This window comes from Xenorhabdus anantnagensis (assembly GCF_028598555.1).
Classification (GTDB): domain Bacteria; phylum Pseudomonadota; class Gammaproteobacteria; order Enterobacterales; family Enterobacteriaceae; genus Xenorhabdus; species Xenorhabdus anantnagensis.
In genome coordinates this window covers 146,089-172,857 of record NZ_JAQRFN010000008.1, presented here as the reverse complement: position 1 = coordinate 172,857, position 26,769 = coordinate 146,089, and the positions used below count along the sequence as shown (strand labels likewise).

The window sequence follows — 26,769 nt, the reverse complement described above, 5'->3', positions numbered from 1 at the left end:
AGTCGAGACCCTAGGCTACAATTAATATTTGCCTCTGATAACCTATTTGTTCATCCTGGTGATTTTTGGGCACATATTAAAACCACAGGGCTTGATAATGAAGGTGGAGTTCCTTACAAAAATGGGAAAAAACCATTAAAACTAGTGACTGAATTGATTAGCTCTTTAAAATGTCTTAATGATGGAGATATAGTTTTGGACTTCTTCGCTGGTTCAGCAACGACTGGTGAAGCGACAATGATAGCAAGTAAAAATAACAATGTTAAATTAAATTATATATTAGTTCAATTACCAGAAAATTTAGAGGACACTTACAAATTAGCCAGTGCTGATGTAAAAAAGCAAATAAAAGAGTCTATGGATTACTTAAATAAACTAGGTAAGCCTCTTATCTTAACAGAACTGGGAAAACAAAGAATTAGAATGAGTATTGAAAAATACAAAACTGAATCTCAAGTAAATGGATTTAAAGTATTTAAGCTTAACGAAACTAATATCCGTTCTTGGGATGCTAACTTCGATAATTTGGAGCCAGCACTTAAACTTGCATTAAAATCAATTAAAGATGATCGCTCGGTAGAAGATATTCTTTATGAAATCCTACTTAAATACGGTATTGAATTAACCATTCATGTTGAAGAAGCAACAGTCGAGGGCAAGAGAGTATTTGTTGTTGGTGCAGGTGCCTTAATGGTTTGTCTGGACGATGGCATCACGGAACAGGTGGTTAAGGGTATTGCCAAACTAAAAGAAAAGCTCAATCCAGAAAGTACTCAAGTCGTTTTTAAAGACCAAGGCTTTGCAGACAGCGTAGTGAAGACCAATGTGATTCAGATCCTGAAACAGTATGGTATCGACGATGTAAAAAGCATTTAAGGTGGTGGTGATGAAGATTCAATTTAGATCGGACTTATCACACCAAATAGATGCGGTTGAAGCTGTTTTAGGTGTGTTTAAAGGGCAGGAAACATTTCAATCCAATTTCACTGTTACTGATAATATGCTGGCGAATCAGCAATTGGATATCTTTGGTAAAAACAACGATATCGGTGTCGGTAATACGCTTACTTTATTGCCTGATGAGATTTATGCCAACACACGTAACGTCCAGTTAAAGAATGGCTTGCCACAGGTTGAAAACGTAAAACAAGAACTGCCAAGTCTAGATTTCAGCGTTGAAATGGAAACAGGTACAGGTAAAACCTATGTGTACCTGCGTTCTATCTTTGAGCTAAATCAGCGTTATGGACTGACAAAGTTCATCATCGTGGTGCCGTCCATTGCGATTAAAGAAGGCGTCTATAAATCACTGCAAATTACTGAGCAACACTTCCGTGAGCAGTACAAAAACGTCCAGTATGACTATTTTGTCTATGACTCATCAAAGCGCGAACAGGTTCGTAACTTTGCTACCAATGATTACATTCAAATCATGGTGATCAATATTGATGCATTCAGTAAGTCATTCACCGATCCTACGAAGGAAACTACGGCGAATCTGATTCACCGTACAGATGACAGATTGAACGGGATGAAGCCTATTGAATTTATTCAGGCTACTCGTCCTGTCGTTATTATTGATGAACCACAGTCTGTTGTATCAACGGCAAACCGACAAGAAGCGATCGGTAGCTTAAAACCACTGTGTACATTTCGTTATTCAGCCACGTTGAAGGAAGCACCACACCTGCTGTATAAGCTTGATTCTATTGATGCCTATGAACGTAAACTGGTTAAGCAAATTGAAGTTGCTTCTCTGGATCTCAAGGATGGGCACAACCAAGCCTACATTAAGTTAGTGAGTGTTGATAATAAAAAGTCCCCCATTTCTGCCAAGATTGAAATTGACGCTCAAACGCGCACAGGCAAGCTGCAACCACGTAAGGTCATAACCATTAAAGATGGCCAGATCAATGACTTATTCGAACTTTCGGGTGGGCGTAGTGTTTATGAAGGTTATGTCATTAACGATATTTATTGCGAAGAAGGTAATGAGTACATTGACTTTACCAGTTGCGATGACATTGTGCGCCTTGGGCAAGCCATTGGCGGAGCGGATTCGGAGGCTTTTAAGCGCATTCAAATAGCCAAAACTATCGAAGAGCATCTAGAAAAAGAGCTGAAGTTCTACCACAAGATAATAAAGAGCCATGACAAGCTAGACCACTCGAAGATCCTAAGCCAGAAAGGTATTAAGGTGCTGAGTCTGTTCTTTATCGATAAGGTTGCCAACTACCGTGGTTACTCTAAAGATGGCGTTCCTGTTCAGGGTAAGTTTGCCAAGTGGTTTGAAGAAGAGTTTGCCAGGCAGGTTAGCAAGCCCAAATATTGCATGTTGTACCCAGGAATCTGGGATAATAATGGAGATAAATACACCATCAACAAAGTCGCATTGCAAGAACTCACTCAAACAGTACATGGTGGCTACTTTGCACAGGACAAGAAAAAAGATGCTTCTGGCAACCCTCAGTTCGCCGACTCGAAGCTTTCAGCTAAAGGCGAAGGGGGGAAAACCATAGCCGATGAGTCTGCCTATAACCTGATCATGAAAGACAAAGAAAAGCTTCTATCTATGGACGAGAAGCTGCGCTTTATCTTTTCACACTCAGCACTGAAAGAAGGCTGGGACAACCCGAATGTTTTCCAGATCTGTACGTTGAATGAAACCAGCTCAATCACTAAAAAACGACAGGAAATCGGTCGTGGCCTGCGTTTAGCAGTTGATCAATCTGGTGAGCGAGCACCTTACGGTTTTGAGGTAAATACTCTGACCGTTATGGCAAACGAATCTTATGAAAGCTTTGTTTCTGAACTGCAAAAAGAGATTGAAGCGGAAGAAGGCATTAAATTTGGTACGGTTGCTCCCCACCAATTTGCCAACATTGTTGTTTCTGGCGAGTTGGATCAGAAAACCTTCTTGGGAGCGGAGAAGTCAGAAGAGATCTTCCAGCACCTTCTGTCCCAAGGTTATATTGATGGCAAAGGCAAGATTCAGGCTGTGCTGAATCTTGCCTTCAATAACAATGAGGTGAGTCTGCCCCCCAGTGTCGCTGAGCATACTGATGCCATCGTTGCCACGTTGAAGAAGCTGGCAAAAGGCTTGAACGTGAAAAAACACGAAGAGAAGCGTTCTGTAGCCTTGTGTGAAGATAAAAATGGTAAACAGGTTGTACTTGGTGAAGATTTCCAGGCGCTTTGGGGGCGAATTAAATATAAAACGACTTATCGTGTTAACTTTAGTATCAACAAGCTGGTTGAAAACTGTATCAAGGAAATTAGAACAAACGTGGCGGTAGCCAGAGCTAAGTTTCAGTACACCAAGGTTAAGATTGCTGTTACTGAAGCTGAACTGGAAACCTACGATAAGAAAACCCAGATCCAGAATGACTGTAATCGCAACTTCCAGTTGCCGGATATCGTGACTTATCTGACTGATCAGACCAATCTGACCCGTCAGACAATTATCGATATTCTGCTGGGTTTGGGCGATAAGTTGGAAGCCTTCAAAAACAACCCTCAGCGCTTTATCGAGTTAGCTGGTGAAGTTATTCGTAAGCAGATGCGTATTGTCATTGTCGATGGCGTTAAATATCACCGTATTAGTGATGAGGCATACTATTCTCAAGCGCTTTTCCAAGAAGAAGAGCTGACTGGCTACCTCAAAGATATGGTGAAAGCTGAAAAGTCGGTATATGACTACATCATTTGCGATTCAGATACCGAGTTTAACTTCGCCGAAAAGCTAGAAAGCGCTGAAGAAGTGAAGATTTATTCCAAGCTACCCTCTTGGTTCAAGATTGATACCCCGTTGGGCAGTTACAATCCTGACTGGGCGGTATTAATTGACAAAGATGATGGTACAGGAGAGCAGCTTTACTTTGTGGTTGAAACGAAATCAAGCATATTCTCTGATGATCTGCGTGAGGCTGAAAAGGCCAAGATCAAGTGTGGCGTTGAGCACTTCAATGCGCTAAGCAAAGACAAAGATGGCAAAGAGGTGCCCAACGCTGCCAAATTTGTCAAAGCCGATAACTTTGATACGTTCAGTACTAATTTTTAATCTTAATGGCATCAAGGCACTAGCAATAGTGCCTTCTGGATACCGACAAAGTGCTGATTTTTATCCGGCGCTTTGCTTTAGTGTGCCATGCATGGTGCGTGCCGTGCCTTTACCAATAAAATCAAATACTACCTTGATACTTACCTATTTCCTGATCTAGTAATTCCAATCGTTGAACCAGTGTTCTTCTTCTTTCTATATGTTTGGCAAATACCCGATAGAGTGGAACAAATTCTGCTAGTGCATTATTAATCCGATAAGCCTCGTACAGATCTTTCATTTCTTTGGCTGCTTTGTCATAAGCACTGGCATGGCCTTGTTCGCTGTATTTCTTCACATTTTCCCAGTGAACCTTTCTTGAGAAAAAGACAGCATTAAGCCGCTTGAGAGTTGCAAGCCGCTCTTGTTCGAGTTTTTGTTCTTCAGCCAGCAAACGTTCGCGCGTCGCTTCCTCATTCGCAGCCTGCCAATAGGTATTAAGTGACGAAGTGCTCAGCCAATATTTATAATCACTGTTGGTTAATGGCTTACCAACCTCCTTACCGTATCACACCATCCATACTTAATCGTGTGTTATAGATATGTTGGAAAAATTAGTCAAAGCACTTAAGGACAGTATTAATACGGAAAAGCCGAATACTACTGCAATGTCGGTACAAATGTCGGAAGAAAAGCCACAGCCACTCAATGCGACTTCGCAAAAAATACTATCTCTTATTGCTAATCAGCCATCTATAACAATATCTCAATTAGCTGATGATTTGGGTGTTAATCCTCGAACAATAGAACGCAATATCAAAGTGTTGCAGGAAAATGGACTCTTGATTCGAGTTGGTGCGAAAAAAGGGGGATATTGGCGGATTAGATAACATGTTGAGAAAATCTAAGATTGGAAATACAGTCACTTCTACCAAAACTCAGGCGATTAGCTGTCTCTAACTGTGATACTCCCCCCACATAAATGAAAATGGTTACCCCTGCAAATAAAAAATAACATGGAAGATTGTGCAGGATACTTATCTGATTAAACGGGCATTTTTGCAGGGGGATTGTATGGATAACCATTATGATATTTTGATAATTGGAGCTGGAGTTTCTGGCGTTGGTATGGCATGTCATCTGGAAAGAGAATGTCCTGACAAGAAAGTGGGCATCTTAGAACGTCGTCATGCGATAGGTGGAACTTGGGATTTATTTCGCTATCCGGGTATTCGTACCGATTCAGATATGATGAGCTACGGCTATAAATTCCGCCCTTGGGCAGATACCAGCATTTTTGCTGATGGTCTTTCAATTAGGCGTTATCTCCATTCAGCGGCGGAAGAGTATGGCGTTGATAAGAAAATACAATTTGGATTAAAGATCGCTCAAACTGATTGGTCAAGTGAAACAGATCAATGGACTGTTACTGCAATTGACGAAGCCAGTGGAGAAATGCGGCAATTTACCTGTAATTTTCTTATTTCTGCGACAGGTTACTACAACTATGATCAACCATACTTACCTCAATTTCCCGGCCTTGAAGATTTCAAAGGTTCAATCGTTCATCCACAACATTGGCCTGAAACATTGGATTACAAAGGAAAGCGAGTTGTTGTGATTGGAAGTGGTGCAACAGCAGTGACTTTACTTCCAGCTATGGCCAATGATACTGAGCACATCACTATGTTACAGCGTTCCCCTAGCTATATTTTTTCGATACCGGGTAGGGATAAGATCGCTGAGTTTTTAAAAGGCATTGTTCCGCAACGTTGGATTTATGCATTGAGCAGAAGTCGTAATATTTTCTTTTTTAGTTCACTGTATAAAGTGAGTCGATATTTTCCTAACCTATTGAAATCATTCTTACTGGGGTTAGCCCGCAGAAAGGTTGGCCCTACTTTTGACATGAAACACCTTACGCCAAAGTACATGCCATGGGATGAACGGTTGTGCTTTGTTCCTGACAGTAATCTATTTAAGGTACTGAGGGAAGGCAAAGCGTCTATCGTTACTGATCAGATTGAACGTATTACTGAAAACAGTATTTTGTTGCAGTCTGGTAAGGAATTACCTGCGGATATCATAGTGACAGCGACAGGCTTGCAATTACAACTTATGGGGGGAATTAAGCTCTCTATTGATGGACAACCACTAGAAAGTCATAACCTGATGTTTTATAAGGGAACATTATTACAGGGTATTCCTAATTTTGCCTATTTGTTTGGTTATATCAATAATGCCTGGACATTAAAAGTTGATCTATCAGCAGACTATATTTGTCGTTTGTTAAATGAGATGGATCGTCGTCATGCCACAGTAGTAACACCGTATGCTTCATCGGATGAGATAGTCGTTGATGAACATATGTTTGGTGCCTTACGCTCGGGTTACGTGAAGCGTGGTGATAAGGGCCTTCCTCGTCAGGGGAGAAGTCCAAATTGGCATGTTCCACATGATTATAAAAAAGATAAAGAAGTATTGAGTCAGCCAGTAGATGATGTGGCATTGAAGTGGAAATAATTTCAAAATCAAATTTGATTTTAATGAGATACTCATTCCCATCCTGTTAGCAGTATGTTGGCAGGATGTTCTCTTTTAGGGGAAACTATCACGAATAACATTACACTTATCAGTATTGCAACAATGGGGGATGGTTATCGCTTTCGGTAGGAAGGTATCATCTCCAACAAAAAATCCGGTATATGAGTATGTTTTTTTGAAAAGTTTTCTTGCAATACAGGTTAATGCCATATACAACTTTCTATATATTTATCATTTATTTAACTATACTACGTTGATAATGATCATAATGAAATCTAGAAAAGAAAAATTCAAAGAAAAACAAAATAGTATTTTAAAAAATGCGATAGAACTTCTTGTTCAAGGAGAAAGTCGCTCTTTTAGCATGAGAGCTCTCGCTAATTATTGTGGAATCACTCTTGGGAATTTACAGTACTATTTTCCTAATATAGAATCTTTATTAGAGGGATTGTTCAATCAAATTATTGAGGATGCGGAAACAAGATTACAATTTGTTAATGCTAAGAGTTCTGAACTTGATATTTTACTGGACATCATTTTAACGAACTTACAAGACATGTCGCTATGTACCTTGACGTTAGAAACATGGTTAGCGAGCCGTCACTCAGATAAACTGCATAAAGCTTTGACTAAGTTTTATCAACGTTATATTGAGAAAATCATTATTATTTTGCGTAATACCTGTTCAGATATGCCAGAAAATATCAGGCAAGAAAAAGCGTTAATGTTGGTTTCTTTATTTGAAGGATTGTCCATATTATATTCCTATCAGAATAAGGGAAATTTTAATTTTGATTTAAGTAAGCGTTTACGTTCTACCATAATTGCGATTATAGAGTCAGATTAAAATAATCCGCAAAAAAGCCTTTGCGGATTATTTAAGGGCTGAATTATATTATTAATCTTTAACATTATCTGGTTGCAGAACGATTTTACTCTGTTTAGCTATTAACACTAAAATGAATATTTTCTGAGGATAATAGCGATTTTAGTTTTTCAACATCTAAAAAACTTTCACCAGAATTTAAAATCGGTGAGTGATTATTTTGTATATGTTCAGCCAACTGAATCACCAATGCGGCAGCTCCCGTTGCCGTTAAATGTGTTTGCCCTTTTGGATCATTAATTTGCAGATATACACTTTTGCGATGTCCATTCTCATCAGTGCCTTGTATATCGGTACGAATTTGATGCTGATGCCCTTTTCCTGGGTTATATAAGATTTTTCTACGCAGTCCAGTCGTTCTCTTTCCTGACAATAGCTTCCAAATCCCTTTTTTAACTAAAAAAGCTAATAGCTGATTACTTTTAACATCATCGAAACCAATTCTGGTTGCAACGGTTTGTGCATTTGTAATTAAGGGGAAGATAAATTGTTCTGGCATATCAATACGAAAAACTTTATGGGTACTGCCATCACTAAATAAAACCGTTTTCTCATCAGAAAAAGGGAGAATTTTCTGGTATTTCCCATTTTGCTTCACAGTAAAAGGGGTTGTTAACCTATCCATATAATCAACTGAATTTGGACCTGCCTTGTCATTCAAAGCATATAAGACGCTCATGTCAATACTATCAATTTTTGTAAATGACTTACTGATATCATTGATTAATGTTGCTACGATACTGGCCATCCATGACGATGCAAAAATCATAGTACTTCTTTTTTGATTTTGCATGACTGTTGCCTTACTTAATGCAACCTGTAAACGCTCAGTCCAACGAGTAATATCTATATATGCAATATTATTTTGATGCGAAAAATTTAATAATTTATCTTGTGGATCATTAACAAGTGCTAACAAAATATCAATTTTTAGTTCATTTGGCAAAGAGGGGTTTTCTACATCAAAAAATAAACCCTCGGAATTATTTAAGGTTTCAGATACTTTTTTTGCCTTGTTAATATCTCTGCCGGAAATGATTAAGTGTAAATCAGGTCGGTATTGATTGATAATTTGCGCTGCTTGCTGACCAACAACTCCATAACCACCAACGAGTAATACAGATATATTTTTCATTTTATGATCCTTACAAAAGTTCAATGATCTCTAAAATTTGGTCAACTGACCTAATTTTAGAGATCATTGAACTTATTGCAATATATTTATAATCTATTTTAAATTTAAAATATTTTTTATTATGTAACTATATAATCTATAAATAGTTCATTTTGAAAATAACAAATCTATTAGGAATGCTAATGCCAAGATATTTTTTTGTTCTATCATAACAGGGAGTATGTTAATTAGCTGATATATCTTGTCCCACGTGGCGGGGGATTGATATTACTTTTATCGTTGTAAACTCCTTCGACTTAGTTCAATTGACAGCCAGAAATATAGTTATAGACTCGATTTGCTGAAAAAATCTTTATCTAAAGATCTTGCATAACTTCTAAGGAATAAACCGATAGGAGGAATGTATGAAATCAGTGAGTCTGTATATGTTTTAAGCAAGTTCGTAACTATTCGATAGGAGAAGGTAATATGGCTATAACTGAGAGTCTCATAACCACCTATACCGAGTCGGATGCGCTGGGTTTAGCTAAGTTAGTGCATCAGGGTGAGGTTACCCCTTTAGAATTGGTAGAAGCAGCTATTACATGTATTGAACGGCTTAATCCTGAACTTAACGCTGTAGTTCACAAACTCTATGATATTGGTCGAGAGGCTGCGGCTTCTGTTGATCATAATGCCCCCTTTGCCGGCGTACCGTTCTTGCTTAAAGAACTTGTCTCTCAATGGAAAGGTGCGCCTCTCACCAATAGCTCCCGCTATCTGAAAGATATGATTGCGCCGATTGACTCAGAAACAACAAAGCGCATTAAACGTGCGGGATTAATATTGGTCGGGAAGTCAAATTCGCCAGAGAATGGTTTGTCGATCAGCACTGAGCCAAAACTCTATGGCATCACGAAAAACCCCTGGAAAGAAGGGATTAGTGCCGGAGGTTCAAGTGGTGGCACAGCTGCGGCGGTAGCTGCACGCATTGTACCCATCGGCGAAGCCAGTGATGGTGCCGGATCTATCCGTATCCCTGCGTCCTGCTGCGGCATCGTGGGGCTAAAACCATCGCGGGGGCGTGTGACGCTGGCACCTACCGGTGATTACTGGTATGGCGGTGCTTGTTTTCTTTGTTGTTCACGCACCGTAAGAGATACTGCCGCTTATCTGGACGTCGTGGCTGGCGCACTTCCGGGTGATCCCTATACACCTCCAACTCCGGATTTACCTTGGTTGGAACTGTTGGCACAGGAACCTAGAAAATTGCGTGTCGGATTTACTGTTACTCCCCCCAATGGCACCCCAATTGATGCTCAGGTGAAAAAGGCTGTGCTGGCAACAGTACGTACTCTGGAAGGTCTTGGACACAGAGTGGAAGAGCATGATATGGCGTTTGACACCACTTCTGCATGGAAGTCTTACACAGACATGATTTTCGTGCAGGCAGCGTCAGATTTAAATGATCTATCAAGCATTGTTGGACGGCCAATGACACCAGATGATGTTGAGCCAATTACTTGGGCAATTATCGAACGTTATCGTTCGATCAGTGGTATGGCACATGCCAAAGACATAGAGCAGATCCGCTTGCTTGGACGAGAGCTAACCAATGACCTTTTGCCTTACGATATTTTCATTACGCCTACGTTGACACAATTACCGCGTCCCATTGGCTATTATGATATGTCGGAGACTGACATTGACCGTTACTACAACAAATGGACAGATTCAGTTTTCGCCTTTCCTTTCAATATTACTGGTCAGCCGGCGATCTCACTGCCGCTTGGCTGGAGCGATGATGGTATTCCCATTGGTGTACAACTTGTCGGTCGTTATGGCGACGAGGCTACTGTACTCCAGGTTTCCGCTCAACTAGAGCAAGCGATGGCTTGGAAAGACCGTCGGCCACTGATAACAACCTGAAGAATGGCACTATAACAAAATATGTGCAGAGCAAGTGTGTGAGATACGTCTGAAATTGGAGTAGGGGTTGATCTTATGAACAACCTTTACGCGTATATCAATCGTACATCGCTCGTACAGCATATGCCGGATAATTATCTTTAGCGGGACAGGAACAGAAGGATGTTCGGATTATCCTTCTGGCCTGAACCAAATGATATTACAAAAAACTGTAACTATTTGTTCTTCAATGCCTGAACGCTTTCAACCAAGTCAGCCAACTGAGCAACCACGCGATCCCCCACATCGGCATTATCACCACCCAGTGCTTTATTCCGCATAAAATCACGTTTGATTTGCTGCCAGCGTTGCGCCTCTTCCGGTGTCATTGTGCCGCGAATCTCTGCCAGTTTGAGTAGGTTCTCTTCGGCACCACTCGTCAGTAATTGGGCTTCACCTAAATAGTGATCATCAATAATGCGGCGTATTTCTTCAGCATTCATAACCGCAGAAATCTTTTCGCTGAGTTTATTCATGTTGCGATAGCTGCCCTGCAACTTGAACGGTGGCTCTGTCCGGTATTTGTCGGATTGCGCGGCACTGGCAATGTATTGTTGGTTCACCTTGAAGATGACATCCCGCATCATCAGCAAACGCTCAAGAATGGCGACGATTTCGGTGATCTCTGCTTCACTGTAGGGGTAACTCAGATTATTGCTGGAAAATGGTTTGCCCATTGCTTTATCGATAAACAGATAGAGGTCATTCATATCGCGCAATGCCAACGGAGCCAATACTGGATTTGAGGTTAGACTGTTTTCAATATAACTCAGCGTAAATGCCTCTTCCATACCACCCAATACTTCACCGAGGTTATAGATATCAGCCCGGTTTGCCAGCATATCCGGAATTTTGAACAGTTCGCCGGATTCGGTATAAGGGTTACCAGACATAACAACACAGAATTTTTTGCCACGCATGTCATAGGTTTTAGTCTGGTTTTTCCAAACCCCTTCGATACGCCGTGTACCGTCACACAAGGAAATAAACTTCTGCAAGAATTCAGGGTTGGTGTGCTGGATATCATCCACATACAGCATCACGTTATTGCCCATTTCCAACGCCAGATTCAGCTTTTCCAATTCCTGACGGGCGGTGGCATTCGGGGCTTGAGCGGGATCAAGTGACAGAACGTCGTGCCCCAATGCGGGTGCGTTGATCTTCATGAAGATCAATCCAAGGCGATTGGCGATATATTCCATCAAGGTCGTTTTGCCATAACCCGGTGGGGAAATCATCAATAACATCCCCATCAAGTCGGTGCGCTTACCTTCCCCAATGGCACCAATTTGTTTGGCAAGGTTGTCGCCAATTCGCGGCAGGTAAACATCGTTGATCAATTTGTTGCGCACAAATGAACTGAGTGGCCGGGCCTTGAATTCATGCAGCCGTAGCGCTTTTCTCTGCTGATTCAATACGTTTTGGCGCAATTCCTGATAATGGTGATAGGCAGGAATAAAGACCTTACGCTGTTTACGCATCCGGCAGAAATAATCATCAAGATTCAGGGTCAGAGTTTGATTGACGATGGAAGGGTGTTCGCCGATCAAATCCATGACGGTGAAATGCAGATCGACTTCACTGAAAGTTCTTGTAATTGCTGAGTAAATGGCTGTAATGCCTTTTCGCTGGCAAGGAATTCGGCTGTCGCCAGAGAAATACGTTGCTGGCTATCAGACAGTTGCGCTTCCATTTCATCAAGGCGGGACAGATCGATATAACGATGATTGCGCAAAGTGATCAAATGACCACGCTGGATGCTCAGGCTGTTTAAGGCTTCAATGAATTGCTGAGTCTCTGTCCAGCTTTCCGGCAGCATCGCAGACAATAAATCTTTCTGATACGACGTCGCTTCATTCATGGCCCGAACAGACTGGCGGCGGATGCTTTCTACTTTTTCGTATTCATCCAGTACCTTTTCGCCAGTATTGGCGATCTCTTTCAGCAACCCAGCGATATTCAGGCTCTGTTCGTCATTAAACCTATGTTCGTCGTTAAACCTATGTTCGTCATTAAACCAATAGTAGATATCCACCAGACGGCGGGTGTCCTGACAGAGTTTTTCGTAGAGCAGGGAAGACACCTGCTGTTGGAGCGATTGAGTTTGGCCAGTTTCGGTTGTAATGGACGCAATAACATTGCTGTCAGTAATAAGGAAATGAAACTCACGGCAAAGAAAGTGATGGTTCCAAGTAAATAACGGAGTACATCGGTTTCAATAAAGCGGAGCATCAAGTGCATGCTGAAATAACTCAAAGGCCAACCAATCAGAGTAAACAGCGTGATAATAATGGTGACAGGAATTCCTGTTAGGCCAAGTTTCGTTAACCAACCTGCCAAGCTTGAGGCATCTAATTCATCCATATCCATATTAAGGATATCAATATCAAGCAAACCAAAAGCAGCACATATCCAATAAAACAAAATAATGAATAATAACCCGCTGAAAATAACAACTGGAAAAGCCAAACAATTTTGTAAGAAAAGCTCCATCAGAATGTTGTCTCAAGACGATAATGATTATTAAATAATACTTAATTAAAACAGTTTTAAAAATAACTTAATAGAGGAAAAGAGGGCTTTTTTGAATCTTATCGCAATAATTAGATCACTCTGATTTATTGAAATTATTCATAAATATTGAACTTTCAATATGGTTTTTTTTGGAATTTATGCTGAAAGGAAATGATGAGTACCAATATGAGTGGGAAATATAAATTAATTTTCTCATAAAGTGAAAATTATTAGAGGAAAAATCTAAAGTTGTCAGTTGAGAAAGGAATGGGGGAAGTTTATTTTGTTAATTATGAATCAGTAAATATTTTATAAGTAAATTTATTTAATTATAAATATTACCCATTGTTAATATTGGGGTGAGAAGTTTGAGCAGACATGGATAGAGGTCTTTCTTACCGTTCAAAATCAGATAGCTCCATCTTATTGTTTGGCTGATAGTGTAGAAAGTGTCAGAAGACAATTGTCAGCAACTGAACACTGAGTTGTTGTTATATTGTTACCGTGAACAAATATGGCCGGACGGTCATCATTCATCAGCCAGCCAGTACGGGAAGCATCGAATGAGCTGTAAGAGAGAAAAAGCGAACTTCGGAATTAGAACCCGTAATTCATCCTCGGTGAGATTTTGAATCTCTCGTGATAGCTGGTAGATGAGAGCGTTTTTGAAAACTTTGAAAATAAAGTCGGCACTTTTTAGGGAACATGACCGCTGAGTGTACCAAAAAATAACTTATTAATTAGAATGTTATATTTTAAATAAATTGCCCCATTGTAAGCAGTAGGGGATATTAGGCTCTAGTCATCTGAAAAGAAAACAACCATATTAGAAATGCCCGTATCACAAAGTAATTATCAATAAATTCAGATTGTGCTTGCTTATAACGATATTACTTCCAACTAAGAGATTGTTTTTGTATGGATTATATCGCCAGTGATAACCCTAAGGCCACGATTGCATTGGATTAGTTTGAGACAGCGGGCGTGTACTCAGCCTGAGATGTATAAAGTCGGCCGGCTGAAAGGCACCAAGGAAGTAGTGGTCAGACCCCGTTACATCCTTGATATACTGGGTTGAAGGGGAGGTACTGGAGGTTTACTCATACTTTATGCAGCTCAACAATGGCCGCCTACTGAGTAAGAAACTTGACAAAATTTTCGGCGAAGCCGGGAAATTCAGACCACTGCGGCAATTAAAATTGGGCTAGAGTACGATTTTTTCGTTTTCTGAGATACCCCCAGTATTCCCTCTGGAACTTGTGTGCATATCTATCGTTTGACCTCTTTCGGCTGTTTACCTTTCGAACCGTTATCCTTAAACAAAGCTGAGGTTACGATATGATTTCTTACACATTTTCATTGAAATCCAGTCTGGTTAACGCTTTGAACTCAATCCTCCGCTAGGAATGAATCCAATGGCAGTTGTGGCTCCCGCTGCTGCAGCTCCTATTACAACCCCGCAGGTCCACCAGGTATCCCTGCTAACGCACCAACAATAACTGCTGCGCCGATAGCATTAGCTGGTGTAGGAGGGGCGCCGCCGCCAGCACCAGAAACAACGTTCAATAAGTTATGACTAATTTCTTTCATACATCACCTCTATTTATTTGATTTAAAATTGGAGTGATGATTTTTATCATTTGAAAAATAAAATCTCAATCAGTTTTTCACAAATATACTTAAATCCAAAAAATAATACAATTGCTATTGCTAGATTATAATAATTATCACTTTGTAAAATTGACAGTGACGATTTGTTTATAAAAAATATTGAAAGGCATAAGCCAACTATATTTGAAATGGCCATTTTCTTTAATTTATTCAATTTATTCATTTTCGACATTTAACCTTATTAATTGATTATCATTACAACTACCCATAGATTAATCTAACTCTAAATTATGTTGATCTGATGGTAATTAATCGCATTCGATAATAAGTTGCTTATCGTCATAAATAATGGGAATTATCTTAAACTTTTTCACTTATCCTATCCTTCATCTTGTTTACATTTATGCATAACTACAGTGACTGAAAATACTACTTTGCTCACCCGTTTACAACATTGTTTGTTTTTGAGTTTTTGCTCCTATAGTAAATGAATAATTAATTAAGTGAAGAATAATCCATTTCATCGCCATTTTATTTGTGCTTTTAGTATGAAGAATCGATGAATATTTTACTTCAGAGTTCTCTCAATTAGCTCCTATCACTTCAATGCTTTTCTTGAGACCTAAAGTGCGGGCAAACCGCTAGATAATTCTGATACTGGTATGGGAGGATATACTTCAATATGGATTAAAAATGGCGGGCGTACCTTGAAATCCATTGGGTATAGTTCATAAATATGCTTGCACCTTTCGCCATATTTTGTCAGCTTTAATGGGGTCAGTGTGTCTGATTAATTTCTCTCAAGACAGGGTATCCATGATGAAAAGTGTAGGTTTTATCGGCTGGCGTGGTATGGTCGGCTCAGTATTGATGCAGCGGATGTTGGAAGAGCGGGATTTTGATGAGATCAATCCGGTTTTTTTTACAACTTCCCAGCATGGGCTTCCTGCCCCGCAGTTTACAACAAATAGCGCAGGCAAATCAGGTGTGTTACAAGATGCTTTTGATATCGAGGCGCTGAATGCGTTGGATATTATCATTAGCTGTCAGGGTGGGGATTATACTAATGAAATCTATCCCAAACTGAAGGCAACAGGTTGGCAGGGATATTGGATCGATGCCGCTTCTGCGCTGCGTATGAATGATGATGCAGTCATTATTCTTGATCCTGTTAACTATCAGCATATTCAGAATAGCCTGAATAAAGGTATCAAAACCTTTGTTGGCGGTAATTGTACCGTTAGCTTGATGCTGATGTCGTTGGGCGGGTTGTTTGCCAATGATTTGATTGAATGGGCATCGGTATCGACCTATCAGGCAGCTTCTGGCGGTGGTGCTCGCCATATGCGTGAGTTGTTGGTGCAAATGGGGATGCTGCATAATCAGGTTTCTGGGGAGTTACAGAACCCTGCTTCCGCGATTTTGGATATTGAAAAACGTGTAACAAATTTTACCCGCAGCGGTGCATTGCCAACGGATCAATTTGGCGTTCCTTTGGCGGGAAGTTTGATTCCGTGGATTGATAAGCAACTGGAGAATGGGCAGAGCCGCGAAGAGTGGAAAGGTCAGGCGGAAACTAACAAGATCTTGAATATGGGTAACAACGTGATTCCGATTGATGGCCTGTGTGTCCGTGTTGGGGCATTGCGCTGCCATAGTCAGGCATTTACCCTGAAATTGAAAAAAGACATTCCGATTCATGAGATTGAAACGTTGTTGGCTTCCCATAATGATTGGGTTCGCGTTATCCCGAATGATCGTGAATTGACGATGCGTGAGTTAACGCCCGCCGCAGTTAACGGAACATTGAATACACCAGTTGGTCGCCTGCGTAAGCTGAATATGGGGCCGGAATATCTATCCGCCTTTACTGTTGGTGATCAGCTGTTGTGGGGAGCGGCTGAGCCATTGCGCCGGATGTTGCGTATTTTATTGTAGAAAGTTTGTTATAAAAATTGGCCGCCAATGGGATAAAGATAATCAAGATTGGCGGCGAATCGTTTTGGAATTTGTTGTGTTATTGGCATATTGTGTTATTGGCATAATGCAGTATATCTATAACCTCCATGCTCTGGAGAGAATAACCAGGCCCTGTTGTTATTGGGGTCTAATAGCATAGTATTTTTTGTATCATCAACAAATCCCATCCTATTATAAGCTCTTGAAAGATGAGATGTTGCTGTCGTTAATTTTAATTTTCCATGATGGCCTGTTTGGTAGGATAAATTTACTGCTTTTTCCATCAATAAATAAGCACAATTTTGGATACCCGGATGGGTAATCAGGTAACTGACTTCAGGATAATGTAGGAATTCATCACATTCATTGTATGCAAATAACATTATCCCAATGGGCATTATTTGAGAAGATACTGAGTTTGTTGGAAAATGAGTCGTGTAACACACAAAGTAGGCATAATTGCAAAATTGATATAAATTCTGGTTTTTGGACTTAAGCCGAAATGATAAGTTATCTTTCACTGTAGATAGTAATTCATCTGTTATACAACATCTAAGATCCCATGATTCTTCGGAGGAAAGGCTCGCTTTTTTTTCTATATCGCATTTCCTACGATACGTATTATTGATATGTGATAGCCATCCATCGTTTTTAATTGAATCATATAATTTTATGACTGCTCTTTCTGCTTCTTGTAATGATACCTTTTTAATTATTGGTATATATCCATTTATCAACCTGGGGTTGTGGTGGTTAACGTTGATATTCAATATATTATCAGAGGGTAGAGTATGGAAAGAGTTTGAACGGGATAAAGACCCGGATGATGTTCTGTGTATGTAGCTATGAGAAGAAGGATTCCGTTTTAACATAACAATAACCTTTATAGTAGAAATGAAATATTCATATTAAAGATCGGCACGTTCCTTTGAATCGATAGTTCCTAGATTCTGGGGTGAAGAGTCAGGCTTGATTTCCATTAGGCGTTAATACCATACAATATGGTGCATAAATGGTAAACCCTCACTGTTGATAAATTCTTATCGCGAATTTATCAATTGTATAAAATAATTTTAAGTTTTCATGCTGCCCTGTTTTATAATATATATTAACAACTTTCTTTATTAATATGTTAATAAAGAAGGGAATCCCTGATTACCCGGACGAATAACAATACATTATATGAAGGTGGGAAATTAAAAGGTTTTGATCCATGTATTGAGATTAAATTCTGCTTATATTTTTAGTAAAGCCATTTTTTGTTTTTTCATAATAAAATGTTGCGTATTCTGCTGTAGGAAGAACTTAATTTTTATTGGGTTAATAGAAATAGACCGCCAATTGGATAGATAAATTGGCGGTTTGGATTTTATCATTTTTCATTGAATACTTTGTATTATCGTTAATTTCAGCAAGTTCCTGTAAATCGATAACCGCCATGACTCGGAGAGAAAACCCAGGCTTTGTTTCCATTCGGGTCTAATGTCATCTTCATATTATCTGGTTCTTTCATATTAATAAAACCCATCTTTTCATAAACTTTTGGAGATAGTTCATCTGTTGCAATTGTTAGTTTCAATTTTCCGTGATAACCCATTTGATAAGATATATTAACTGCTTGTTCCATCAGTAAATAGGCACAATTCTGGATGCCTGGGTGGGTTATAAGGAAATTTATCTCAGGATAATAGGGTGAGTTATGTTTAGAATTATATTTTCTAATTAGCATGACTCCGATAGGTTTCGTATTATTATAACAAACAAAACAAGTATGATTTTGGGTATCTCCCATTTTCTTCAGTAGATTCAAAAGCTTTTGCATCTTATTTAAAAGATTATATGTTGTGCAGCATCTTATATCCCATAAGTCTTCGCGTGTTTTTTCTTGTTTTTTGTATATCTCTTTTTCTCTTTTAGTCATATCATTAATATGACTAATCCATCCGTCTGTCTTGATTGATTGGTAAAGTTGATTAACTGCAATTATTCCCTTTTCCATGTTAGTTTCTCTGATTACTGGTACATATCCGTTAATCAATCTGGGATTTTGGTAATTAACGTTTATATTCAACATATTATCAGGTGGTAAAGAATGGAAAGATTTTGATCGGGATAAAGAGTCTGATGGAGTTTTGTGTATATAATTATTAAAGGAGGCAGTTCGTTTTAGCATGATGAAATCTCTTTTATTGTAAATGAATTGGCTTTTGGTGAAAATAAGTAGTTGGTTTTTATTATTTTTTGTGTTGGAGGAGGTGGATTGCCGTAGAGATGACTGCTTTATATAGGATAAATAAAATATTTTCTTTGTCTATTTAAAATGTATATATTTTTTATTGATTATTATTTTTAATAAATTATAGAGCTATGCTTTCAGTCTTGTTTTTTCTGGATTTTCATCTTTCCTGATTATTTTATTTAACTAGCGTTAATTTAAAATGATTATCTGGTTTTCCTATCACATTGATTGCTCTGATTATCGTTATAAATAAAATAATAATGACATATTGGGCAGGGTTGGGAAATGAAACCTCATACATGAATCTGTATGAGGGGTTTTTTATCCCAGATAACATGATCATCTGGGATATAAGATTTAAGCAACTAAGATCAGATATCAATATTCGCTGCTTTTAGCGCATTTTCTTCAATAAAGGCACGGCGAGGTTCAACTGCATCCCCCATCAACGTTGTGAACAGTTGGTCAGTTGCAATCGCATCCTTCACTGTTACACGCATCATGCGACGTGTTTCTGGGTTCATGGTGGTTTCCCACAACTGATCAGGGTTCATTTCCCCCAGACCTTTATAACGTTGAACGGAAAGACCACGACGCGATTCTTTGGTCAGCCATTCCAGAGCCTGTTCAAAGCTGCTTACCGCCTGACGACGCTCACCACGTTCGATATATGCATCTTCTTCAATCAAGTTCGCGAACAATGCCCCCAGTTTGGTGATACGGCGATATTCGCCACCGTGGATGAAGTCGAAATCCAGATTGTAGTTGGTATCAACACCATGTGTACGAATGCACAGAACTGGTTCGAAAATTTGGCGTTCACGGTTCTCATGGATTTGATAGCTGTAAGTGCTGGCATGTTGCTCTTTGTCATTCAGACGAATAACCAACGCACTTACCCATTCTTCCACTTTTGCCTGACTGTCCAGAGCATCTTCAGTCAGTTTTGGATGGTAAATCAGGCTGTTCAGCAGAGCCAGAGGATACATACGTTCCATGCGACGGATGATTTTCTGGGTAGTATTGAATTCAGTTACCAAGTTTTCCAGTGCTTCACCTTTCAGGGCTGGTGCATGTGGGTTGGTATACAATGCAGCGCCATCCAATGCGATGGACATCTGGTAGGCTTCCATTGCATCGTCATCTTTGATGTATTGCTCTTGTTTGCCTTTCTTCACTTTATACAGTGGTGGCTGGGCAATGTAGACATAGCCACGCTCGATGATTTCCGGCATCTGGCGATAGAAGAATGTCAGCAACAGGGTGCGGATATGTGAACCATCAACGTCGGCATCGGTCATGATGATTATGCTGTGATAACGCAGCTTGTCCGGATTATATTCATCACGGCCAATTCCGCAGCCCAGAGCGGTGATCAAAGTTGCGACTTCCTGTGAAGAAAGCATTTTATCAAAGCGCGCTTTCTCAACGTTCAGGATCTTACCTTTCAAAGGCAGAATAGCTTGATTCTTACGGTTGCGCCCTTGTTTTGCTGAACCACCCGCAGAATCACCTTCCACCAAGTAGAGTTCGGACAGGGCAGGATCGCGTTCCTGACAGTCAGCCAGTTTGCCCGGCAATCCGGCCAGATCCAGAGCACCTTTACGGCGGGTCATTTCACGGGCTTTACGCGCTGCTTCGCGGGCGCGGGCTGCATCAATGATTTTACCGACGACAGTTTTGGCATCGTTCGGGTTTTCCAGCAGGTATTCCACCAACTTCTCATTCATCAGAGTTTCGACTGCGGTCTTCACTTCGGAAGAAACCAGCTTATCTTTGGTCTGGGAAGAGAATTTAGGATCAGGTACTTTAACGGAAATGACTGCAATCAGACCTTCACGGGCATCATCACCAGTGGCACTGACTTTAGATTTTTTGTTGTAGCCCTCTTTATCCATATAGCTATTAAGGGTACGGGTCATCGCGGTACGGAAACCAACTAAATGGGTTCCTCCATCGCGCTGAGGAATGTTGTTGGTGAAGCAGTAAATGTTTTCCTGAAAACCATCATTCCATTGCATGGAAATTTCAACGCCAATACCGTCTTTTTCTGTAGAGAAATAGAAGACATTTGGATGAATTGGGTTTTTATTACGGCTCAGGAACTCAACAAACGCTTTGATGCCTCCTTTATAGTGGAAGAGATCTTCTGCGTTTGTACGTTTGTCGACTAAACGAATGGAAACACCAGAGTTCAGGAATGATAATTCACGCAGGCGTTTTGCCAGAATATCGTATTCGAATTCAGTGTTAATCTTGAACGTATCCATACTTGGCCAGAAACGGACAGTGGTTCCTGTATGTTCGGTATCGCCAACGATGTTCAGCGGAGACTGTGGAACACCATGGTGGTAGGTCTGTTCGTGGACTTTTCCGTCACGACGGATAGTCAGTTCCAGTTTTTCCGATAAGGCGTTAACAACAGAAACCCCTACGCCATGCAGGCCGCCAGAAACTTTATAGGAGTTGTCATCGAATTTACCCCCCGCATGCAGCACGGTCATGATAACTTCTGCTGCTGAAACACCTTCTTCTTCGTGTATGCCGGTAGGAATACCGCGGCCATCATCCTGCACAGAAACCGAGTTATCTGCGTGGATAGTGACAATTATCTTGTCACAATGGCCTGCGAGGGCTTCGTCGATAGCGTTGTCAACAACCTCGAAGACCATGTGGTGCAGGCCAGTACCATCATCGGTATCACCGATATACATGCCTGGACGTTTACGGACAGCATCCAGCCCTTTTAATACCTTGATACTTGAGGAGTCATATGTATTCGACATCAACGTTTCTCGCTCATCTTAATCCTGTGGTTGAACCTCGATTTTGCCATGTTCTACGCGAAACATCCTGCTATTTACATCAATCATGTCTGTAACTTGCCCAGGTGTAATTGCACTGACAAACACTTGGGCTTGCGTAGATTTTAGACGCTCGGCTAATAGCTGACGACGGCCGGCATCCAGTTCTGAGGCAAAATCATCAAGCAGATACAGGCATTTTTGCCCGCTCTGTCGGGTGAAATATTCACCCTGTGCTAACCTCAACGCGCACATCAGTAGCTTCAACTGACCACGGGACAGCATATCTTCTACTGGTGTACTGTCCGCCCTGATCCGCAGATCGGCTTTATGCGGGCCGGAAGCCGTGTAGGTTAGCGATCTGTCGCGCTCAAATTGCCGCGCGAGCAGTTCCGCATATTCACTCTCTTTATCCCAGCCTTGTTGGAAGCTGATGCTGAGTGTGAATTCAGGTAAAAATTGTTTACAGGTTTTTTCTATATCCTCGGAAATTCCTGCAATATACTCAGCCCGCCATTGGCTGATTTCGGTTGCCAGCGGAGCAAGCTCCCGATCCCAATGCTGGATTTGGCTGTAGCGGGTGACTTGTCGCAATGCCGCATTCCGCTGCTTGAGCAGCCTTTTCAGGTTGGCCCAAGCAGTAAAAAAGCGTGGTTCATTGTGAAAACATCCCCAATCAATAAAAGCCCGGCGATATTTCGGGCCACCATTTAGTAAAGTAAAACCTTCTGGCGTAATAAGTTGCATGGGCAGCATTTTTGCCAATTCAGCAATTTTATGCCCATCACTGCCATCTATCCTGACCTTGCTATCGCCTTGACGGTTTTTGCTTAAACCCACTGACAACATACGTTCATGGGATTGCTGATTAATTCGCCCATGAAGAATGAACTCTTCGCAGTCATGGCGAATTACCCTTCCTGCCTGAATACTGCGAAAAGCACGACCATGGCCTAATGTATAAATGGCTTCCAGTATACTTGTTTTGCCGCTACCGTTTGGCCCAACCAGAAAATTAAAACCAGTTGCCAATGACAGATCAGCATCCGCGATATTACGGAAATCGCGGATCAGCAAACGCGAGAGAATCATATTTATGAGTTAATTCTGTTATAGGCGCATTCTTTACAGACGCATCGGCATCACGACATAAGTCGCAGCTTGACTGGCTGAATTCTCAATTTTTACACTGGATGTGGCATCCGTTAGCAGGAGGCTCACTTGCTCGCATTTCAATGCGTTTAGAACATCCAATACGTAGCTGACATTAAAGCCAATTTCCATTTCAGTGCCCTGATAACTGACATCAACGATCTCTTCTGCTTCTTCCTGCTCAGGATTATTGGCGGTAATTCTAAGTTGGTTTTCACTTAAATAGATGCGAACGCCACGGAATTTTTCGTTGGATAAAATCGCTGCCCGTGAAAATGCCTGCTTAAGCGTGTCACAATTGGCTTCCAACGTTTTATCAGGATTTTTTGGCAGTACGAGGCGATAGTCAGGAAAGCGGCCATCAACCAACTTCGATGTGAAGATAAAATCACTAACATGGGCACGGATGTTGTTGCGACCAATCTGTAGTTGCAGTGGGTTGTCACCGCCATCCAGCAGACGCATTAATTCAATGACCCCTTTGCGAGGTACGATCACTGAATGGGACGGCAGATTTTGCCCGATGTTCATGGAGCAAACCGCCAAACGATGGCCATCGGTGGCTACGGTACGCAGTTCTTCGCCTTCAGTTTCAAACAACATGCCATTCAAGTAATAGCGAACATCCTGATGCGCCATGGAAAATTGAGTGGACTCAATCAGACGTTTCAGTGTGGCCTGAGGCAGAGAAAATTCGACTTCGCTCTGCCAGTCATCAAGATTGGGAAAATCTGAAGCGGGTAGAGTCGAGAGCGAAAAACGGCTGCGACCAGAACGGACGAGAATGCGATCGCCGTCCAGTTCTACGCTGATTTCCGCTCCGTCAGGCAACCCGCGCCAGATATCAAAGAATTTACGTGCAGGGACAGTGGTTGCACCTTGTTCATGTGGCTGGGCAAGTGTAACCCGAGCCTTCATTTCCATTTCCAAATCGGTGCCCGTCAGCAGCAGGGAACCGGGTGTAACCTGTAATAATAAGTTGCCTAAAATGGGCAGGGTAGGGCGGCCGCCCAAGGGGCTGCTCACCTGCTGTAAAGGTTTTAATAATTGCTCACGTTCAATGATGAATTTCATAGCGCTAGGAAGATAATGTTCTGATTAAGTTAGAAAAATCTTCTTTGATGTCATGACTTTCTTCACGCAGTTGTTCGATTTTCCGACAAGCATGAAGTACAGTTGTATGGTCACGTCCACCAAAGGCATCCCCGATTTCAGGCAAGCTGTGATTTGTCAGCTCTTTTGCCAGCGCCATTGCCATTTGTCTCGGACGGGCAACGGAGCGTGAGCGGCGCTTGGAAAGCAGATCCGCAACCTTGATTTTGTAATATTCAGCCACAGTTTTCTGAATATTATCAATGGTTACCAGCTTTTCCTGTAGAGCCAATAAGTCACGTAATGCTTCGCGTACAAAATCAATAGTAATCGCACGGCCTGTAAAATTGGCATTGGCGATGACTCTATTCAAAGCGCCTTCGAGTTCACGAACGTTAGATCGCAGGCGTTTGGCAATAAAGAAAGCCACTTCTCCCGGTAACTGGATTTGATTCTCGTCAGCTTTTTTCATCAGAATGGCAACGCGAGTCTCCAGCTCCGGTGGTTCGATAGCAACGGTTAATCCCCAGCCAAAACGGGATTTTAACCGATCTTCGACGCCATTGATCTCTTTCGGATAGCGGTCTGATGTCAGAATAATCTGTTGATTACCTTCTAACAAGGCATTGAACGTATGAAAGAATTCTTCTTGGGATCGCTCTTTATTTGCAAAAAACTGAATATCATCGATCAGTAGGGCGTCCACTGAGCGATAATAACGTTTAAATTCTTCTATCGCATTGTTTTGTAATGCTTTTACCATATCCTGAACGAAACGTTCAGAATGCATGTAAACCACTTTTGCATTGGCCTTGCGTGCCATGATGCTGTTGCCGACAGCATGCAAAAGGTGGGTTTTGCCCAATCCGGTTCCGCCATAAAGGAACAGGGGATTGTATGCGCCCCCTGGATTATCAGCTACTTGTCTGGCAGCAGCTCTGGCGAGTTGGTTGGATTTACCTTCCACAAAGTTATCGAATGTATGCTTGGGATTAACATTGGAACGATAAGATAACTCTGGCTGGGCTTTTGGGTTGTCCCAACTTGGGCGTACTGATGAATTGGACGGCGCAGCAGCCACTGGCATATCGGCAATGATTTTCTGAGCTGCAGACTGGTTTGGTGAAACAGGCTTATTCCCTACTTCAAAACGCAGTAACGGTACTTCAGGACCACAGAAATCATTTAATAACAAATTGATATTATTGATATATTTCTCTCTTACCCAATCCAGCACAAAACGGTTGGGGGCATAGAGAGCCAAAGTGTTATCACTTAGTTCTGCCTGAAGGGGTCGTATCCACATACTGAATTCTGTGGCAGGTAACTCATCCTGCAATCGGGCAAGACATTGCTGCCAAAGCGAAAGTGACACGGCGAACTCCCCTAAAACAAGACCAATAAAAGAAACCGGAATAAAAGATACGTTATGCTGGGCACAAGGCGTAATTCCTCAATAGAGAGGAAGGTAGCATGTACCTTGTGGCGATTTTTAACATCATCGCTCCCCAACGATCCACATATGAGAGAGGTCGGGATCGTGGCCAACGATCATAACGCAAAAGACGACATAGATCCTCATTCTTTTACACAGCTTTGACGCTTTTTATCCACAGGGAGATCACCACGCTTTGGCACTTGCAGAATATAAAGGCCCGCAAAAGATACTGTAGTGGAATCATGGCATATAGCAAACTTCATTTAGCTATCGTTTAAAATTCAACATGAAAACAACGCGATGATCACTCATTTTAGATGCAATGATCTGTGTATGATCCTTGCGCTTTATTGCACAGTCCGTATAATCTTGCACCCTACGTGTTATACCAACGATTTTTTCCGGCTTATGTCTGGTGAGGATTTGGGGTAAGCACTTCGGGTAGCAAAAAGTCTGACCGAACGTCTGATTAAAATAGAAAATCCGACAGGAAGTCGGTTAGGCTTGTGTCATCTTGGATTGACTCAGGGTAGTACATTTTATTACAATCCTGCCTCTTTCTATATATTGATGTTGCGACTGAGGCATTAGTGTCTACTTATTTCTCACTGGTCGCCAACGCATTTGCTGAATCAGTAACAAATTTTAAGCTAGGTAGAAATCGCTATGAAACGCACTTTTCAACCGTCCGTACTGAAGCGTAACCGTTCTCACGGCTTCCGCACTCGTATGGCCACTAAAAATGGTCGTCAAGTTCTGGCCCGCCGTCGTGCAAAAGGCCGTGCTCGTTTGACCGTTTCTAAGTAATAAAGCTAACCATACCAAGTGGTTAAGCTCGCTTTTCCGAGGGAGTTACGTTTGTTAACTCCCGAGCATTTCACATATGTTTTCCAGCAGCCACAACGGGCAAGCTCTGCAGAGATAACTGTTCTCGGGCGCTTGAATGAGCTGGGGCATCCCCGCATCGGTCTAACCGTCGCCAAAAAAAATGTTAAACGCGCCCATGAGCGAAATCGTATCAAGCGACTGGCTCGTGAAAGTTTTCGTTTAAACCAGCATAAATTGCCTTCAATGGATTTTGTGATTTTGGTGAGAAAAGGGGTTGCTGAGCTTGATAACCGTGAGCTAACGGAAGCTTTGGGCAAATTATGGCGTCGTCACTGTCGCTTGGCTCGCGCCTCCTGATTGCTTTGATCAGAGGCTACCAGTTAGTGATTAGTCCACTGCTGGGGCCTCGTTGTCGTTTCAATCCTACCTGTTCCCACTATGGCATAGAGGCATTGCGCAGGTTTGGAATGATAAAAGGCAGCTGGTTAACAGTGAAGCGTGTATTAAAATGCCATCCTTTACACGAAGGTGGTGATGATCCTGTCCCACCTAAAAAAAACGACGATAACAGAGAACATTAA

The 26,769-nt window shown here is 41.3% G+C and carries 19 protein-coding genes and 2 pseudogenes; 10 read left to right on the top strand and 11 right to left on the bottom strand.

Annotated features, from left to right (window positions below; all coding sequences use genetic code 11):
* Both PSI14_RS08575 and PSI14_RS08570 read left to right on the top strand, forming a co-directional pair.
* Nucleotides 1–876: DNA methyltransferase (locus PSI14_RS08575; protein ID WP_273575516.1), on the top strand; the 876-nt coding region annotated here is incomplete at its 5' end.
* Nucleotides 877–886: 10 nt separating this feature from the next.
* A complete protein-coding gene (locus tag PSI14_RS08570; protein ID WP_273575515.1) occupies nucleotides 887–4,060 on the top strand; it encodes a type III restriction-modification system endonuclease in 3,174 nt (1,057 codons plus the stop codon).
* 121 nt (nucleotides 4,061–4,181) lie between these two features.
* On the opposite strand, the gene PSI14_RS08565 is transcribed toward PSI14_RS08570, so the two are convergent.
* On the bottom strand, nucleotides 4,182–4,493 hold the full coding sequence (locus PSI14_RS08565; protein WP_273575514.1) for a hypothetical protein: 312 nt from the start codon (nucleotides 4,491–4,493) through the stop codon (nucleotides 4,182–4,184).
* Between the two features lie 148 nt (nucleotides 4,494–4,641).
* Between PSI14_RS08565 and PSI14_RS08560 the strand changes: the two genes are divergently transcribed.
* The 3 genes from PSI14_RS08560 to PSI14_RS08550 all read left to right on the top strand — a co-directional run bounded on the left by PSI14_RS08560 (nucleotide 4,642) and on the right by PSI14_RS08550 (nucleotide 7,430).
* Nucleotides 4,642–4,929 carry an HTH domain-containing protein gene (locus PSI14_RS08560; protein WP_273575513.1) on the top strand — a complete coding sequence of 96 codons (288 nt, stop codon included), beginning with the start codon at nucleotides 4,642–4,644 and terminating at the stop codon, nucleotides 4,927–4,929.
* 184 nt (nucleotides 4,930–5,113) lie between these two features.
* Nucleotides 5,114–6,562 (top strand): flavin-containing monooxygenase, encoded by a 1,449-nt coding sequence (locus PSI14_RS08555; protein ID WP_273575512.1) that lies wholly within the window; start codon nucleotides 5,114–5,116, stop codon nucleotides 6,560–6,562.
* A 289-nt stretch (nucleotides 6,563–6,851) separates the two neighbouring features.
* The gene (locus PSI14_RS08550; RefSeq protein WP_273575511.1) at nucleotides 6,852–7,430 is read left to right on the top strand and encodes a TetR/AcrR family transcriptional regulator; all 579 of its coding nucleotides are present in this window, start codon (nucleotides 6,852–6,854) and stop codon (nucleotides 7,428–7,430) included.
* A 94-nt stretch (nucleotides 7,431–7,524) separates the two neighbouring features.
* Here PSI14_RS08550 and PSI14_RS08545 read toward each other — a convergent pair whose 3' ends face one another.
* Entirely contained in the window at nucleotides 7,525–8,604 is a 1,080-nt protein-coding gene (locus PSI14_RS08545; RefSeq protein WP_273575510.1) for a saccharopine dehydrogenase family protein, read from the bottom strand.
* A gap of 468 nt (nucleotides 8,605–9,072) precedes the next feature.
* Here PSI14_RS08545 and PSI14_RS08540 point away from each other — a divergent pair, with 468 nt between their 5' ends.
* Entirely contained in the window at nucleotides 9,073–10,512 is a 1,440-nt protein-coding gene (locus PSI14_RS08540; RefSeq protein WP_273575509.1) for an amidase, read from the top strand.
* 215 nt (nucleotides 10,513–10,727) lie between these two features.
* Here PSI14_RS08540 and PSI14_RS08535 read toward each other — a convergent pair.
* The 3 genes and pseudogenes from PSI14_RS08535 to PSI14_RS08525 form a co-directional block, all read right to left on the bottom strand.
* Nucleotides 10,728–12,137: pseudogene (locus tag PSI14_RS08535) on the bottom strand (AAA family ATPase); the annotation flags it as partial.
* Nucleotides 12,138–12,510: 373 nt separating this feature from the next.
* Nucleotides 12,511–13,044, bottom strand: coding sequence for a hypothetical protein (locus PSI14_RS08530; protein WP_273575507.1), 534 nt, complete (start codon nucleotides 13,042–13,044; stop codon nucleotides 12,511–12,513).
* Between the two features lie 1,396 nt (nucleotides 13,045–14,440).
* Nucleotides 14,441–14,655 (bottom strand): annotated as a pseudogene (locus PSI14_RS08525) (microcin H47).
* An 840-nt stretch (nucleotides 14,656–15,495) separates the two neighbouring features.
* Here PSI14_RS08525 and asd point away from each other — a divergent pair.
* A complete protein-coding gene (asd, locus tag PSI14_RS08520; protein ID WP_273575521.1) occupies nucleotides 15,496–16,614 on the top strand; it encodes an aspartate-semialdehyde dehydrogenase in 1,119 nt (372 codons plus the stop codon).
* A gap of 95 nt (nucleotides 16,615–16,709) precedes the next feature.
* Here the strand turns inward: asd and PSI14_RS08515 are convergent, their stop codons facing one another.
* From PSI14_RS08515 to dnaA, 6 genes are all read right to left on the bottom strand, one after another.
* Entirely contained in the window at nucleotides 16,710–17,507 is a 798-nt protein-coding gene (locus PSI14_RS08515) for a hypothetical protein (protein ID WP_273575506.1), read from the bottom strand.
* Between the two features lie 536 nt (nucleotides 17,508–18,043).
* A complete protein-coding gene (locus PSI14_RS08510) occupies nucleotides 18,044–18,634 on the bottom strand; it encodes a GNAT family N-acetyltransferase (RefSeq protein WP_273575505.1) in 591 nt (196 codons plus the stop codon).
* A gap of 611 nt (nucleotides 18,635–19,245) precedes the next feature.
* Complete coding sequence (gene gyrB, locus PSI14_RS08505) at nucleotides 19,246–21,660, bottom strand: DNA topoisomerase (ATP-hydrolyzing) subunit B (RefSeq protein ID WP_273575504.1); 2,415 nt, start codon at nucleotides 21,658–21,660, stop codon at nucleotides 19,246–19,248.
* Nucleotides 21,661–21,678: 18 nt separating this feature from the next.
* Nucleotides 21,679–22,770 (bottom strand): DNA replication/repair protein RecF, encoded by a 1,092-nt coding sequence (gene recF / locus PSI14_RS08500; RefSeq protein ID WP_273575503.1) that lies wholly within the window; start codon nucleotides 22,768–22,770, stop codon nucleotides 21,679–21,681.
* A gap of 33 nt (nucleotides 22,771–22,803) precedes the next feature.
* Nucleotides 22,804–23,904, bottom strand: coding sequence for a DNA polymerase III subunit beta (dnaN, locus tag PSI14_RS08495; protein WP_273575502.1), 1,101 nt, complete (start codon nucleotides 23,902–23,904; stop codon nucleotides 22,804–22,806).
* A 4-nt stretch (nucleotides 23,905–23,908) separates the two neighbouring features.
* Entirely contained in the window at nucleotides 23,909–25,297 is a 1,389-nt protein-coding gene (gene dnaA, locus PSI14_RS08490) for a chromosomal replication initiator protein DnaA (protein WP_273575501.1), read from the bottom strand.
* Between the two features lie 729 nt (nucleotides 25,298–26,026).
* On the opposite strand from dnaA, the gene rpmH reads away from it, so the two are divergent.
* From rpmH to yidD, 3 genes are read left to right on the top strand one after another with little or no spacing between them, the layout of a single operon-like run.
* On the top strand, nucleotides 26,027–26,167 hold the full coding sequence (rpmH, locus tag PSI14_RS08485; protein ID WP_036845347.1) for a 50S ribosomal protein L34: 141 nt from the start codon (nucleotides 26,027–26,029) through the stop codon (nucleotides 26,165–26,167).
* Between the two features lie 18 nt (nucleotides 26,168–26,185).
* The gene (gene rnpA / locus PSI14_RS08480; RefSeq protein ID WP_092519232.1) at nucleotides 26,186–26,545 is read left to right on the top strand and encodes a ribonuclease P protein component; all 360 of its coding nucleotides are present in this window, start codon (nucleotides 26,186–26,188) and stop codon (nucleotides 26,543–26,545) included.
* On the top strand, nucleotides 26,509–26,769 hold the full coding sequence (gene yidD, locus PSI14_RS08475; protein WP_047771132.1) for a membrane protein insertion efficiency factor YidD: 261 nt from the start codon (nucleotides 26,509–26,511) through the stop codon (nucleotides 26,767–26,769). The genes rnpA and yidD overlap by 37 nt, the downstream gene beginning before the upstream one ends.